Annotated in this window: 10 protein-coding genes; 5 read left to right on the forward strand and 5 right to left on the reverse strand. The window is 62.4% G+C overall.

What is annotated here, in order from left to right; genetic code table 11:
- The first annotated feature begins 144 nt into the window (after window positions 1-144).
- Complete coding sequence (locus IE091_RS12860; RefSeq protein ID WP_009095703.1) at window positions 145-351, forward strand: cold-shock protein; 207 nt, start codon at window positions 145-147, stop codon at window positions 349-351.
- Between the two features lie 105 nt (window positions 352-456).
- On the opposite strand, the gene IE091_RS12865 is transcribed toward IE091_RS12860, so the two are convergent.
- Window positions 457-1,314: a putative RNA methyltransferase gene (locus IE091_RS12865; RefSeq protein ID WP_189463807.1), complete on the reverse strand. Its 858-nt coding sequence runs from the start codon at window positions 1,312-1,314 to the stop codon at window positions 457-459.
- A 163-nt stretch (window positions 1,315-1,477) separates the two neighbouring features.
- Here IE091_RS12865 and IE091_RS12870 point away from each other — a divergent pair, with 163 nt between their 5' ends.
- On the forward strand, window positions 1,478-4,951 hold the full coding sequence (locus IE091_RS12870) for an acyl-[ACP]--phospholipid O-acyltransferase (protein WP_189463808.1): 3,474 nt from the start codon (window positions 1,478-1,480) through the stop codon (window positions 4,949-4,951).
- A 28-nt stretch (window positions 4,952-4,979) separates the two neighbouring features.
- Here IE091_RS12870 and IE091_RS12875 read toward each other — a convergent pair whose 3' ends face one another.
- The 3 genes from IE091_RS12875 to IE091_RS12885 all read right to left on the reverse strand — a co-directional run bounded on the left by IE091_RS12875 (window position 4,980) and on the right by IE091_RS12885 (window position 10,193).
- A complete protein-coding gene (locus IE091_RS12875) occupies window positions 4,980-5,765 on the reverse strand; it encodes an alpha/beta hydrolase family protein (protein ID WP_189463809.1) in 786 nt (261 codons plus the stop codon).
- Window positions 5,766-5,826: 61 nt separating this feature from the next.
- Window positions 5,827-7,647 carry a mechanosensitive ion channel family protein gene (locus IE091_RS12880; RefSeq protein ID WP_189463810.1) on the reverse strand — a complete coding sequence of 607 codons (1,821 nt, stop codon included), beginning with the start codon at window positions 7,645-7,647 and terminating at the stop codon, window positions 5,827-5,829.
- 80 nt (window positions 7,648-7,727) lie between these two features.
- On the reverse strand, window positions 7,728-10,193 hold the full coding sequence (locus tag IE091_RS12885; protein WP_189463811.1) for a GDYXXLXY domain-containing protein: 2,466 nt from the start codon (window positions 10,191-10,193) through the stop codon (window positions 7,728-7,730).
- 177 nt (window positions 10,194-10,370) lie between these two features.
- Between IE091_RS12885 and msrP the strand changes: the two genes are divergently transcribed.
- The 3 genes from msrP to IE091_RS12900 all read left to right on the forward strand — a co-directional run bounded on the left by msrP (window position 10,371) and on the right by IE091_RS12900 (window position 13,881).
- Window positions 10,371-11,387, forward strand: coding sequence for a protein-methionine-sulfoxide reductase catalytic subunit MsrP (gene msrP / locus IE091_RS12890; RefSeq protein ID WP_189463812.1), 1,017 nt, complete (start codon window positions 10,371-10,373; stop codon window positions 11,385-11,387).
- A complete protein-coding gene (msrQ, locus tag IE091_RS12895; RefSeq protein WP_189463813.1) occupies window positions 11,387-12,004 on the forward strand; it encodes a protein-methionine-sulfoxide reductase heme-binding subunit MsrQ in 618 nt (205 codons plus the stop codon). The genes msrP and msrQ overlap by 1 nt, the downstream gene beginning before the upstream one ends.
- Before the next feature lie 98 nt (window positions 12,005-12,102).
- Entirely contained in the window at window positions 12,103-13,881 is a 1,779-nt protein-coding gene (locus IE091_RS12900; protein ID WP_189463814.1) for a S8/S53 family peptidase, read from the forward strand.
- A 72-nt stretch (window positions 13,882-13,953) separates the two neighbouring features.
- Here IE091_RS12900 and IE091_RS12905 read toward each other — a convergent pair whose 3' ends face one another.
- Window positions 13,954-14,532, reverse strand: a complete 579-nt coding sequence (locus IE091_RS12905) for an NAD(P)H-dependent oxidoreductase (protein WP_039183470.1) — start codon at window positions 14,530-14,532, stop codon at window positions 13,954-13,956.
- Between the last annotated feature and the right edge of the window lie 239 nt (window positions 14,533-14,771).

Raw genomic sequence — 14,771 nt, forward strand, 5'->3', positions numbered from 1 at the left:
TTGGTTAGTAAGCAAGCAGCATGGTTTCAGTTGCGTACGATCTTTTTCGTTAGCCTGAATATTGTATTCCTTGTTTCACCCGCTACTTCATCTGGGTCATACCAGGAATTTTATTAAGGCGCATCAGCGCAAAGGATCTACACAATGGCAACTGGCACAGTTAAATGGTTTAACGACACCAAAGGCTTCGGTTTCATCGCTCCTTCTGACGGTGGCGACGATCTGTTTGCACACTTCTCCGAAATCCAGTCTGACGGCTTCAAAACCCTGCAAGAAGGCGCTAACGTCTCTTTCGACGTTACCCAGGGTAAAAAAGGCCTGCAGGCTTCTAACATCAAGCAAATCTCCTAAGTCTTCGGACTTGAGCATTTGCTGGAACCCACGCCTCGTGTGATGGGTTCCACCAGAAAGGCCCGCTTCGGCGGGCCTTTTTGCGTTTGAGCGTTATATTCTGGACTACACTCGCTTCCAGACGATGAGCCGTGCATCCACGGTCAACGACAGCGCCTCCAGATTCGCCGCTCGCTCACGGCCTTCGGCACTGGCGCGGTAAAGGTGAGGCGTCATGGCCAGCAAATCGCCAATCGACTCGGCCCCCTTCAAAGTGACCACATAGCGCAGCTCATGCGCTGAATGCGCCACAAAGCCTGCGGGCATCTCAGGAGACTTTTCACGGGCGGGCTTCAGGGTCGGGTAGATGACCTCACGCAGCTCTCGCAAATGCTCAGGCCCCGCTTCCACCTGCAGCAGCTGCCCACCCGGCTTGAGTACCCGCGCAAACTCCGCATGCACCGGAAAGCCGAACAGGCACAGCACGCTGTCCAGCGTGGCCGACTGTACCGGCAGCTGCGCATTGCTGCCCACCACCCAACGGCACGTCTCGGCCCCCTGCCTGGCAGCCGCCAACACCGCCCACTTGGAAATATCCAACCCCATCAGCGCCAGCGACTGTTCGGCAGGCCATCGCCCCGCCAGTTCACGCAGGTAGTACCCCTCGCCACACCCCGCATCCAGGCAGTGGTACGCCTCCTGCCCATGGGCATGGGCATGGGCATGGCGCTGGAGGATATCGCTCACCGACTCGGCAATCGGCCGATAATGCCCCGCCGCCAGAAAACGCTGGCGGGCAGCCACCATGGGCTTGCTATCGCCAGGGTCCGTCGAGCGCTTCTGCTGCACCGGCAGCAGGTTCACATAGCCCTGCCTGGCCACATCGAAAGCGTGGCGGGCGGCACATCGCCACGTATTGCCTTCCAGATAGAGCGGTTCGCCATCGAGCGGGCAGGCCAACGCCTGAAAGGGGGTGCTATTCATCAATGGGGATTCTCTTGGCAGCCTTGTCGAGCGTATGCGCAAGCACGCTATACTGCATCACCCTGCAAGACGATCAGTTTCAAAACCGACCACGATACCGGAAAGCCCGCACAACACAATGCGCGCAGGTGTATCAAGCATCCGGCAAACAAGGCGAGACACCATGCAAGCATTGCTGCGCAGCGCGGGCGCTTGGCCCTACCTGATGGCCATTTTCCTCAATGCGTTTGTGGATCTAGGGCACAAGATCGTTATCCAGAACACGATTTTCAAAAGCTACGACGGTACGCAACAGGTGGTGCTGACGGCGCTGGTGAATGGCCTGATTCTGCTTCCGTTCATTCTGCTGTTCAGCCCTGCGGGCCATCTTTCCGACCGGATCCCCCGCGTCAGCGTGCTGCGCGTCTCGGCCTGGGCGGCCGTGGCGGTGTCGCTCGGTATCACGGCGGCTTACTTCCAGGGCTGGTTCTGGCTGGCGTTTGCCATGACGCTGCTGCTGGCCATTCAGTCGGCCTTCTACTCCCCTGCCAAGTACGGGTTGGTGAAAGGGCTGTTTGGCAAGCCACGTTTGGCCGAGGCCAATGGTCTGGTGCAAGCCGTCACCATCGCCGCGATACTGGCAGGCACCGTGGCCTTTACCGCGCTGTTCGAATACTGGGTGCCTGCGGGCGGCGGCTCCCCTGACGAGCTGCTGCGCCACATTGCCCCGTTGGGTTGGCTGCTGGTCCTCAACAGCGTCCTGCAGGTGGTCGCTCTGTACCGCTTGCCGCTGGACCCACCGCGCCCCGCGCCCACCCTCTTGACCTGGGCGCGCTACCGCAGCGGCACCGCCCTCAGGGAAAACCTGCGACTGATTGCCCAGCAGCCCGTACTGCGGTTGTCGATCATCGGCCTGGCCACGTTCTGGTCGGTGGGCCAGGTGCTGCTGGCCGCCTTTCCGTCCTATGCCAAGGATGCGCTTTCCATCGATAACACGCTGGTGCTGCAAGCCATCCTGGCCGCCAGCGGGATCGGGATTGCGCTGGGGTCGCTGCTGGCCAGCTCGCTGTCCCGCAACCGCATCGAAACCGGGCTGATTCCGGTGGGAGCCGTTGGGGTCGCCATCGGCCTGTGGTGCCTTCCCCTGTTCACGACGCCCACCAGCCAGGCGTTGAACTTCGTGTTCATCGGCATCATGGGCGGGCTGTTCATCGTGCCGCTGAACGCACTGATTCAGTTCCATGCAGCCGACCACCAGTTGGGCACCGTGATGGCCGCCAATAACTGGATCCAGAACCTGGCCATGCTGGGCTTTCTGGCGCTCACCGCGCTGTTCGCTCTGGCAGGGGTCGATAGCCACTATCTGCTGCTGTTGATTGCCAGCGTTGCCATGGCGGGCGGCGCTTACACTATCTTGAAGCTGCCGCAGAGCCTGGTGCGCTTCGTATTGGGGTTTCTGCTCACCCGCCGCTACCGAGTAGAAGTGCATGGCCTGGAGAACCTGCCCGCCCAGGGGGGCGTGCTGCTGCTGGGCAACCATATCAGCTGGATCGACTGGGCCATGGTGCAGATTGCCAGCCCACGCCCCGTGCGCTTCGTGATGCTGCGCTCCATTTATCAACGCTGGTACCTGCGCTGGTTTTTCAAGGCCCTGGGCTGCATCCCCATCGAACGCGGCGAGCAGGCCGACATTGCGCTGGCCAAAGTGGCCAACATGCTCAATGCAGGCGAGGTCGTGTGCCTGTTTCCAGAGGGTGCCATCAGCTATAACGGCCAACTGGGCGAGCTGCGCCGAGGCTACCAGCGCGCCTGCCAGCAGGCCGACCCGAGTGTGTGCATCGTGCCCTTCTATCTGCGCGGGCTGTGGGGCAGTCAGTTCTCCCGCTCCTCCAGCAAGCTGAAGGAGCTGCGCAACGCGCCGCTGCACCGCTCCGTGGTGGTCGCCTTTGGCAAGCCGCTGCCGAAAGACACCTCCGCCGATGTGCTCAAGCGGCGCATTTTCGAACAGGCCACCCACTCCTGGCTGCACGCCATGGATACCTTGCCCAGCCTGCCCTGCGCCTGGATCAAAAGCGTCAAACGCCGCCCCGGCGCGCCTGCCGTGGCAGATACGTTGGGTAGCGCATTGAGTGCCGGCCAGGCGCTCACGGGCAGCCTGTTGATCGCCAAGCGTCTGATGCGCCACAGCGCCCAGGAGCCCGTCGTCGGGGTGTTGCTGCCCACCAGCTCGGCGGGGGTATTGGCCAATATGGCGACGCTGTTGGCGGGTAAAACGCTGGTCAACCTGAACTATACGGCCAGCCAGGAGGCCCTGGCCTTTGCACTTCAGCAGGCAGAGGTACGCACGCTGCTCACCTCCCGGCGCTTTGTCACCAGGCTGGAGCAGCGCGGCCTCGACGTCACACCGCTGTTGGCCAGCCTTCGCATTCTTTACCTGGAAGACCTGCAGGCCAGCATGACGCGCCGGGAGCGGCTGATGACCTGGCTGGCCGTTCGCTGCCTCCCCGGTTGGCTGCTGCAAACGCTCTTCTGCCGCGCACAGGATGCCCGCGCCACGGCGGCCATCCTGTTCTCCAGCGGCAGCGAAGGGATGCCCAAGGGCGTCATGCTCAGCCACCGCAACCTGATGGCCAATATCAAGCAAACCTCCGACGTACTGAACACCCAGCACGACGATGTGGTGATGGCCTCGCTGCCGACATTTCATGCGTTTGGGTTCACGGTGACTCAGCTGCTGCCACTGGTGGAAGGGCTGCCCCTGGTCTGCCACGCCGACCCGACCGACGTATCCGGGGTTGCCAAGGCCGTCAGCCAGCACCAGGCCACCATCATGTTCGGCACCTCCAGCCTGCTGCGGCTGTTCAACCGTCACCCCAAAGTGCAAGCCGAGCAGTTGCACAGCCTGCGCATCGTGGTCGCCGGTGCCGAGAAGCTGGATGAGCGCGTGCGAGAAGGCTTCATGGCCAGGTTCGGCATGCCCATTTATGAAGGTTACGGGGCCACCGAAACCGCTCCGGTGGTCTCGGTCAACTTGCCCGACACGCTGGGCTCCCGTTCGCAGCCGCTGCAAAAGGGGCATCAGCCGGGCACGGTGGGCATGCCGCTGCCGGGCACCAGCGTAAAAGTGGTCGACCCGGAAAGCCTGGATGAACTGCCCACCGGGCAAGCCGGTATGGTGATCGTCAGTGGCCCTCAGGTCATGCAGGGCTACCTCCATGACCCCGAACGCACTGCCTCGGCGCTCAAGACGCTGGATGGGCAACGGTGGTACGTCACGGGTGATAAAGGATACATGGACGAAGACGGCTTCTTGACCCTCATCGACCGCTACACGCGCTTTGCCAAGATCGCTGGAGAGATGGTCAGCCTGACCGCCGTGGAGAACGCCGTCCGCGCAGCCCTCGAAGAGGCCGACACCCCCTTGATGGCAGTCAGCCTACCCGACGCACGCAAAGGCGAGCGGCTGGTACTGCTATCGGAAACACCCCTGGACCGCCAGGCAACCGCCTCGGCCATGCGCAGCCAAGGCACCCCCAACCTGATGATTCCAGATCACTGGCTCACGACGGCTGCCCTGCCCCGCCTCGGCTCCGGCAAAGCCGACTTCGCGGGCGCCAAGCGGTTGGCCAAGGAGCAGTTGGATATGGCCAACACCTAATGCCAAGGAATGCATGCCTCGACTTCGATCATCCCTTACCAGATTGCGTGGTATGCAGGTGCAACGCATGGGCAAAGAAGCCAAGCACCTTCTGGTAGTGGAGATTCTGCCCTTCACTACCAGGAATGTGGTCCTCGCCAGCGTAGTAATGAACCTCCGGTTCGCGACCATGGTGACGCAAGCGCTGCTCAAGGCGTCTCGTCATCTCTACCGACCACATTTGATCATCGGTTCCGTGAGAAATGAACAGCGGGCCTGGATAACGTTCGATCTCGATAGGCGTTGTGGGCAGTAGACCATCATGACGCCCACGCCATTGCCAGGCTCGCTGACGGGCGTCCCAGGCTTGCCAACCAGGGTCGCCTGCATCCCGAAAACTTCGCGCATCGAAGGCGCCGCACACTACATCGGGCGGGCTATGCACGGCGATGGCGTCAGGCAAGCCAGGCATTGCCTCACGCGCCATCAAAGCACCCAGCAGTAGGGCTTGCTCGGCACCGCGAGAAACGCCGTAGAGGCCGACCCAGTCAGCCGCATAACCAAAAGCGCGTAACGCTAGCAGCGCTTCAGCACTGCGCTCCAAGGGATAATCAATGATGTGTCCCGCATTCCAGATGTTGCCACCCTGTGAATAACCCAATGGAAACGCCAGGTATCCCTGTGCAGCCAACAGCATCGCATCTCGATGGCTCCATCCCGACCAGGCCCCTTCCGAACCATGCAGCAGCATCACGGCAGGAAACGGCCCTTCACCGGCAGGGCCATAGGTCACGCCCCAACCAGGCAGCATCCGTTGCACGATATTGAGTGTCATCTCGCTAATCTGTCTCCGTCATGTTCATGATATCGGCCCGCATATCTGGGCAAATGCGCCCCTAGTCGGGTGCGCTGTTGCCTGAGGTTTCTGCGCTGCCTTCGCTGCTGGCGTCTCCGCGGTTGTCGCTGCTGCCTTCACCGGGCCCGCGGGGGGTGCGTTCATGGGTTTCCTGGCGGGCGCTCGACGTGGTTCCCGAGCGCTGGCCGTGGCCCTTGGCCACGTCGTGGTGGCTGATGACCATGACCTCGCGGGGCCACCATTCGGGGTGCTCATCGCGGATGTAGGCCATGAGCTGCTCGCGGATGTTCATTTCGGCGGTCCAGCCCGATAGCGGGTCGGAGGTCATCAGGTAGCAGGTGACGGTCTGCGCATGTGCCGTTTGGCCTGTGACGTAGCACAGCAGCTTGTGGTGCTCGACCACGGACTCTTCGGCCTCGGCAAACTCGATAAACTTTTCACGAATTTTGGAGATGTCGGCACTCAAGTGCAGCGTCAGCTCCAGAAAGCGATACATCTTGGCACTTTTGACCGACAGGTTCTCGAAAGGCTTCGAGATGAAGTAGGTCACCGGCACGATCAAGCGACGCTCATCCCAGGAGCGCAGGCGGATGAAGGTATAGAAGATACCCTCTACGTAGCACCACTGGCCCTCGAAGATCACCAGGTCACCGATGCGCACCGGCTTGGCCAGCGAAAGCTGAAAAGAGGAGAGAATGTTGCCCAGCACTGCCTGGCCCGCAATGCCCACCAGCACGGCCAGTACGCTGGCCGAGGCCAACAGCGAAAGGCCCAGAGATTCGAACAGCTTGATCTGCCCCAGCACGTACACCGATACCGACACCACCGTGACCAGAATGATGCCACGCCGCAAGGCGTACAGGCTGGTCAGCAAACGGCGCTTGTCGCGGGGTTTGGTATCGTCGATTTCCCCCACCAGGTGACGCGTCATGCGCAGCATGATGGTATCCACCAGGCGTAGCGCGATGGTGCCCGCGCCCCAGGCCATCACGGCAATCAGCAATACCCGGAAGGTGGTAGTGGCCACGGCGGAAAACGACACCACGTAATCCAGCAGTGCCTGAGTGAACAGCGCCATCACGATCAGCGCAACGGGCACCCCGATCTGGTCGGCGAAGATGGTCGACACACCGGAGGGCAACAGGCGCGCCACGAGCCTCACGGCATAGTAGGCCACGACGCCCACTCCGCTCACCGTCAGCAAAAACAGCGGAATGGCCAGCCACTCCCATACCTTCAGCATGCCGAACGAGGTCTTGAACCGCTCGGGGATATACTGCTCGATCACCGAAGGCCCGTACTCTTCATACAGCTCGGGAATCGCTGACACGCTCTCCGGCATCACCAGCCACACGGGGTCTTCATCGGGGATGCGGTAACGGCCCAGGCGCACATCGTACGCATCGCCATTGATCTGCAACGAGGCCAGCTCGATATTACGTCGGGGTTGGCCGGTCATCGGGTTCTGGCCGGACGGGTCTTCAATGGCCGCATCCTGGCGCCCGGACAAGTTGGAGGCGTTGAGCCACTCGCCGCGCCGCAATACTTCGGCCAGCTGCTCGGCCAGTTCGGCCCCCCGGCCGGGCTGCTCACCCGAGTCGATATCCGCCAGGTTGAGCAGATGCGCGGCGGCCGCGTAGTCCCCCTCCTCGGTGAGCGTCAGGAAGCTGCGAATCGCCTCCCTGGGCGATAGCCGCTTGACCTCTTCCGGGGCTTCGCCCAGTCCGGCATTCAGCGTGTCTGCGGTGAACCAGCGCTCATCTTCGCTTTCGTCGCCCTGGCTCTGCGCCAGGCCCATGTGCGAGAAACATAGCCCTACCAGCAGTACCAGCCAGTATCGCCATCCGTGTGCTTTCGTCATTCTCGCCTCTATCCGTGCTTATGATTGGACCAAGTACAGACCACGTTAGCCCGTGAGGCAAGTCACGCCCCGGCGGGCGATCACTGTGCCAACCCTCCCAGGCGCTGCAACGCCTCATCATAAAGCCCCGTCAGCAGTAGCGCCCCTTGGGCATTTACCCGGAACTGGCCATAGTGCGCCGCTTCGTAGCGCTCGGCATGTCCCTCCTGAAAGAAGAAGGCATCGGTGGCAAAGCGCACCTGCCCATGGCGCAGGCGAAACGCCAGACGGCGCTCGTCACTGGCCAAGGGTGAGCCATCGTCCAGGCGCTGAAAATGAGCGACCTGCGCATCGTCCAGACGCACTACGACCTCGCCATTCAGGGCGTCAGGAAGGGCCGGGGAGTGATCCTCGTAAAGCGCCTGCCGCAACCGCTGGGCCAGCGCAAAGTCGAGCGCCATGTAATCGCCCTGCATCAAGGAACGCGGGTCCACCGGTGCCAGCGCCAGGTAGACGATTTCGCCTTCGGCCAGGTGGCGCTCCTTCTGCCAGATCGCAACATTGACGGCCGCCAGCACCAGCAACGTGGAGAGCATAAGCGCCCAGCGGAAGCGACTGGCACGAGCACGGCGCTCCTGCGGTCTGGAGTCAGCCTCGTGTGCGCGCCTCGCCAGCAGTCCACGCGCCCCCAACACCGCTATTCCCAGTAACAGCAGCAGTCCGGATTTGGCCAGTAGCGACAGGTCCAGCCAGTAGTAATAGTGCCCCAGTGCCACCAGCCACAGCACCACGCCTGCGCCCAACACCAGCCGCTGGCCAAGGGCGTATCCGAGCAACAGCAGCGCCAGCCCGGCGCTCAGCCCCGGCACGTAGAAGGCCAGCCCAGCCGTGAACAGCGCGGCGGCATAGGCAAGCCTGCTTGAAGTGGGGGGCAAGGCACACGCGGTGAGCGCACGATGTACCACCCACAGCAGGGCGCCCCCTGCCAGCAGGGTCGTGACACCGCGCACCAGCCCTGGCCAACGGGGCGCCGTCCCCAGCAGGCTATCCAGCCCGCTGGGCGCCAGGGCGTATAGCACGCCTTGCACGGCCAGCAGGCCCATCAGCAAGCCCAGCCCCCAGGCGTGCATCACCTCCGGGTGGCCACGCCCCCACGAATACCCATGCCAAACGCTGACCACCGCCAACAGGATCAGGCCGCTGGCGGCAGCCCCCATACCGTGGAGTGCCAGAGCCATATACAGCGCCATGCAGGCCAGCAACGTCGCCACGAAACGGTGCAACGCGCTGGGCATCACCACGGCCAGGCCGACCTGCAGCATCCACAGCAGCCAGACGCTCTTCCAGGTACCGTTCCAGGCACTGTTCCAACCACTGTTCCAACCACCCTCCGAGCCAGCTCCCCATCTACTCGCCAGCAACGCCCACGCCACCAGAAACTGCCCTGTCAGGCTGAAGACCAGCGCCAGATGCGTCATCACATCTTGCGAGCGCATTTTCCGTAGCACGATAAAGCCAAGCCCAAGGCAGCCCAGCCCCATCATCAGCGTCAGGGGGCCGCTGTCGATGACGGCCACCAACAGCGTTGCCACGAACCCCAGCAAACACAGCGCGGCCAGCCATCCGGCCACGGCCTGTACACCTCTCAGCAGCCATGGCAGCGGGCCTTCTCCCGCCATGCGCTTCAACCAGGCCACGCTCGACATGCCCATCGCGGTGACGGCCAAGGCCATCATCAGCAGGCCAATCGCGTAGCCGTCACTCGACAGCCAATAACGTGCCATCAGCCACAGGACCAGCACCATCACCGACAGGCACCCTCCCGCCAGCATGAACAACTCCAGGCGAAGGTAGCGATATACCCCGTACAGCAGCGCCAGCCAGGTGCCATATACGGCCACAGGCAGAAAAGCGTGGGTCAACGCGCCCGACAGCCAGTGCATCATCAGCAGGGTCACCGGCACCCCGCTGCCCAACGCCAGCACGCGCAGCGCCCAGCCCGCTGGCCAGCCCCGCCGCTGCACGCCCCACTCCCAACCGGCCAGCGCCGCGCTATTGACCACCGCCAGCCCCCACAGGCCCGCCACCTGAGGCCATCCCAACGCCCCCCATAACCCCCAAACGCTGGCATAGAGCCAGACGGCCATGTTCACCAGCCCCCACCACAGCAGCCACAGCCCGCTCAGGCGGGCCATGACTACCCAAGGCAGGGCCAATACCGCCCAACCTGCAAACAGTTGCCACGGGTCTGCCCCGGTCTGATACACCTGCCCGATCAGCGCCAGCAGCACACCCACCACGCACACCGCCATGCATAGCGCCAACTGCCTGCCCCTGGGCCGCCGGGCCTGCCACAGTGCCATGCCCACGGCCAGCAACAGCACGGTTTGCAGCAAGCCCAGCCGCGCCCAGCGCCCCATGCCGGCCCAGTGGTAAGCCACGAAAAACAGCAGCGCACCGGCAAGGGCCAGGCAGCCCAGCCAAGGCAGCAGCCGCATGAACAGCTGGTGCCAGTCCGCGCTCGTTGGGTAGCTCAGGGGGTTCTGCTCATCAACTCTTGAAGGCATACGCATGGAGTCCACAGGGGCCAAGGCCTTGGCCAGTAAGACATGACGCCTGACAGCGCCAAAGCGATATAAAGGTTATACACTGACAAAGAAGTGGAGAACTTCTCCTGCCATCCATCGTCAAAGGTGACGCTCTTCCTGCACCTTGGACATGTTCTTCTACGCAGAGGCTCCCCCATGCTGATAAAAATTGCCAAGCCCAGTGATTTGAAAGAATCGGATGTCACCCCGGAATCCATCTATCTGTCGCGCCGACAATTCATGGGCGGCATGGCGGGGCTGGGGGCTGGGCTTGCGCTGTCGGGGCACGCCCGCGCCAATGCGGACTATTCGGATGTGCCAGCGGGCAGCGGCCCAGAGTGGCTGCAGCAAAAGATCGGCGATACCCAGTGGGGAGCCGTGACTCCCAGCGACCCCGATACAGACACCCTCACCCCCTTCGACGATGCCAGCGGCTATAACAACTTTTATGAGTTCGGCACCGGAAAAACCGACCCCGCCCGCCGGGCTGGCAGTTTAAAAACCGAGCCCTGGAGCGTGGTGGTCGATGGCGAAGTGAACAACGGCGGTCGCTTTGCGCTGGAAGACCTCGTCAGCCCTACCCGGCTCGAAGAGCGCATCTACCGCTTGCGCTGCGTGGAGGCGTGGTCGATGGTCATTCCCTGGCTGGGCATTCCGCTGGCCGATATCATCACCCGCGCCGAGCCCACCAGCAAAGCCAAGTACGTGCGCTTCGAAACCCTCGTGGACCCAGAGCAGATGCCTGGCCAGCGCTCGTCGTTTTCGCTGATCGACTGGCCTTACGTGGAGGGCCTGCGCATGGATGAAGCCATGCACCCGCTGACCCTGATGGCGCTGGGCATGTATGGCCGCGAACTGCCCAACCAGAACGGCGCACCGCTGCGCCTGGTGGTGCCCTGGAAGTACGGGTTCAAGAGCATCAAGTCGATCGTGCGCATTTCGCTGGTCGAAGAGCAGCCGATGAACTCCTGGCAGCTGATTGCCCCCAACGAGTACGGCTTCTATGCCAACGTCAACCCGGAAGTGGATCACCCCCGCTGGAGCCAGGCCACCGAACGCCGCCTGCCCAACAGCCTGTTCAGCCCCAATACCATGGACACCCTGATGTTCAACGGCTACGCCGACGAAGTGGCCGAGCTGTATGCCGGCCTGGACTTGAGAGCCAACTACTGATGGCCACACCACGCACCTGGTGGCTATGGCGCGGCGGCGTGTTCCTGGCCGCGCTGGCCCCCCTGCTGTACTGGAGCGGTCAGGTGGCCAGCAACGCCGCTGGCCCGGAACCCGGGCGCTACCTGCTACTGAACCTGGGCATTGGCGCGCTTTGGCTATTGCTGATGACCCTGAGCCTGACCCCGCTGACCAAGCTCACCCGCTGGAAAGGCTTCAACCTGATCCGGCGGCAGTTGGGGCTGTGGACCCTCGCTTACGCGACCCTTCACCTGCTGAGCTATGCCCTGTTCATTCTGGGGCTGAACTGGGCCCTGCTGGGCAGTGAGCTGGTCAAGCGGCCCTACATCGTGGTGGGCATGATCGCCCTGCTGGGGCTGGCCGTGCTGGGGGCAACCTCCAACCGCTGGTCGATGCAGCGGCTGGGCAAACGCTGGAAGCCCCTGCACAAGTTTGCCTACGTCATCCTCGCCCTGGTACTGCTGCACTTCTTCTGGGTGGTACGCGCCGACCTGCGCGAATGGGCCGTGTATGCCGCCGTTTCCGCCCTGATCATGGCGACCCGCCTACCGCCGGTGGCACGCACGCTGCCCAAGCTGCGTGTTCGGTTCAGCCGCTGATGAGGTAATACCCCCCACGTAGAAACAGGTTCATGTTCTGTTCATCGCATACGGTTATGCTGCGTGCTACCCACCGTATCCAGCATGGAGTCAACGACATGGCAGTCGACTATCGAAGCATGGCGCGGCGAATTCCTGCGCTGCTCCTTCTCTGCATGGCACACGGCGCTGCCGCAGAACAACCTCTTCGTGTGGAGCAGCTACAGCGCTGTGGCGACCTTCTGGCCACGTCGCATCAGGAGTTTTGCCTGATCGTAAAAGGGCTCGACCATACGGATTTCCAAGCCAAGCTGAACGGAGAGCCCATTCCCCAGAGCCAGCTTCGCTATGACGCGAACGAGGACGAGGACGAGGTGCGTATCCGCCTGGAGGCGGATGAGGTGCAAAGCGGCCCGCTCTGGCTGGAACAAGACGACCAATCCAGCAACCCTGTCTGGGTCAGCCTCAAGGCCAGCCACGTCGTGGCGGCCACCGAGCAGGAGGTGGCAGAGAACATGGATGGCATCACCACCTACGTCGATCTGGTCAGTCTGATCATCGAAGAGAGCCACGAGGGTGCCGAAGAAGCCCAGCGGTTAGCGGAAAAGTATGGGGCCGAAGTGGTCGGGATGATTCCGCCTCTCAACACCTACCAGCTCCGGTTACCCGCCGACGACCTGGAAGCGCGCGATGCCCTGGTGCTGCGGCTTGGCAACGAAGTGAGCGTGGATGCCGTGGTCATCGAAGAGTCTGGCGCGGAAGAGAGCGTTGAGCGCGAAGCCGACGCGCCGCCCAGGGCGGACGACCAGGAGTGGGCGTCGAACCGCTTTCTGGATGCGGTGAACTTCTACCAGCGACGCCTTGGCCAAGACAGTGATATCGACACACAGCCCATCCGCATTGGCGTCATCGAGCGCAACGTGGACTTCGATGCCCCCGACTTCGCCGACTACCTGGGCGACTGTCGCGCCAACACCCGCCGAACCTGCGTCTACAGCCGCGATGCCGCGACACCCGACGGCCATGGCACGACAGTAGCAGGCGTTCTAGCCGCAGCATGGAACGAAGGCGGTAACAGTGGCTTTCTGCGCGGGCTCGACGACGTTGGCCCAGGTTTCGACGTGATCGTGGAACGCAACTCCGATGCGGGCATCACGGCCAACATCGCCGCTTCGGTCAATCTGGTGGAGGACGGGGCGCGCGTACTCAACTGGAGTTGGGGCATTCATCGGGTAGGTGCCATCGATATCAACGGCGACGTGGTCGATTCGCTGGTGCGCTCGGGCATTGCCATGAGCGGCTACGAAGAGCTGCTCGAAGAGTTCTTTCTCTGGCTACGCCGGGAACACCCGGAGGTGGTGGTCGTGAACTCTGCGGGCAACGCATCGTCGTTTTCCAGCCGCGACGAATATCGCCTGCCCTCTTCGTTCGTGACGGAGCAACTGTTCGTGGTCGGAGGACATGAGCGCAGCGACCAGGACGTCAGCGTAGAAGACCCTCGCTACGCCCAGAAACGCGATGCCTCGAATATCGACATGCGTGTGGACATCACGGCGGCGGCCTGCGTGCGCGGTTCAAGCCTGCAAGAAGACGAGCAAGGCCCCGCCCACTGCGGCACCTCTTACGCCACCCCGCTAGTGGCAGGCCTGGTGGCCGCCATGATGTCCATCGACCCTGCGCTGACGCCTGCACAGCTGCGTATGCTGATACGGCGCAGCGCCATGACCATCGGTGAGGAGTACGATTTCGAGCCGGTGGATGCCGACGACCTGACCGCCCCCATCTTGCCGTCCGAGCGCGCCAATGAACTCAATCATCCCGACGTGGGGCTTTCGGCCAGGCTGGATATGTACAAGGCTCTGGACCTGACGGTACAGAGCTTGGCGCGGGAGCGTTGAAGGCCCCCTCGGCCATGCCGCGCTCCAGATACGGGCGGTAGGTAAGCGCTCACCGCCCGTGTGCGATGGTGCCTAACCGAACACGCGACGCAGGTGGCGGCGATACTCCGCTTTGTCGCGCTCGACGTCCGGTGCCTTGATGACATCGTTGGCGATGAACGTGGGCTGGGCGGCCAGCCCGACGAACTCCTGGGATTTGTGGAACGCAAAGTAGACGCCATCGACCCCACGCCCTTCAAAGAAGTTGCCCGGCTCATCGAAGGCTTCGGCGGGGGCATTCCAGGTCAGCGACAGCATGTAGTGGCGGCCCTGCAGCAGCCCGCCGCTGCCGTACTGTTTGGAAGGGTCCTGACGCGAACGGCCATCGCTTGCGTACAGCGCGCCATGCCCCTCGGTAAAGACTTCATCGATATAGCGCTTGACCGTCCAGGGCGCGCCCATCCACCAGCCGGGCATCTGGTACACGATGGTGTCGGCCCACAGGTAGTGCTGTACTTCGGCAGCAGTCTCGTAGCCTTGCTCGATGACCGTCTCGCGCACGTCATGCCCCAGTTCCAGCAGGGTTTCCTTTGCGACGGCATGCAGCGTATTGTTGAGTTCACCACCAGAGTGGGCAAACGCTTTACCGCCATTGATCAACAGTATCTTCATGGCTGACACCTCACTGTGTTGTCGATTGGCTTGCTTGATGTTTCACTGCGAGCCATTGAGTGGGCGATATTGTGCAGTGAACAATGCCTTGGAAACAGCGCTCACCCCGCAAGAGACTCTTGCACAAAAATCAACGTAACTATTCAGGTGGTTGCGGATAGCCTGTCGACAACCACCTGATTTTTCTGGCATAGTGCACAGCATCATTCGGCACACCTATGCGGCGATATGACCATCAG

This window comes from Vreelandella hamiltonii (assembly GCF_014651775.1).
GTDB classification, from domain to species: domain Bacteria; phylum Pseudomonadota; class Gammaproteobacteria; order Pseudomonadales; family Halomonadaceae; genus Vreelandella; species Vreelandella hamiltonii.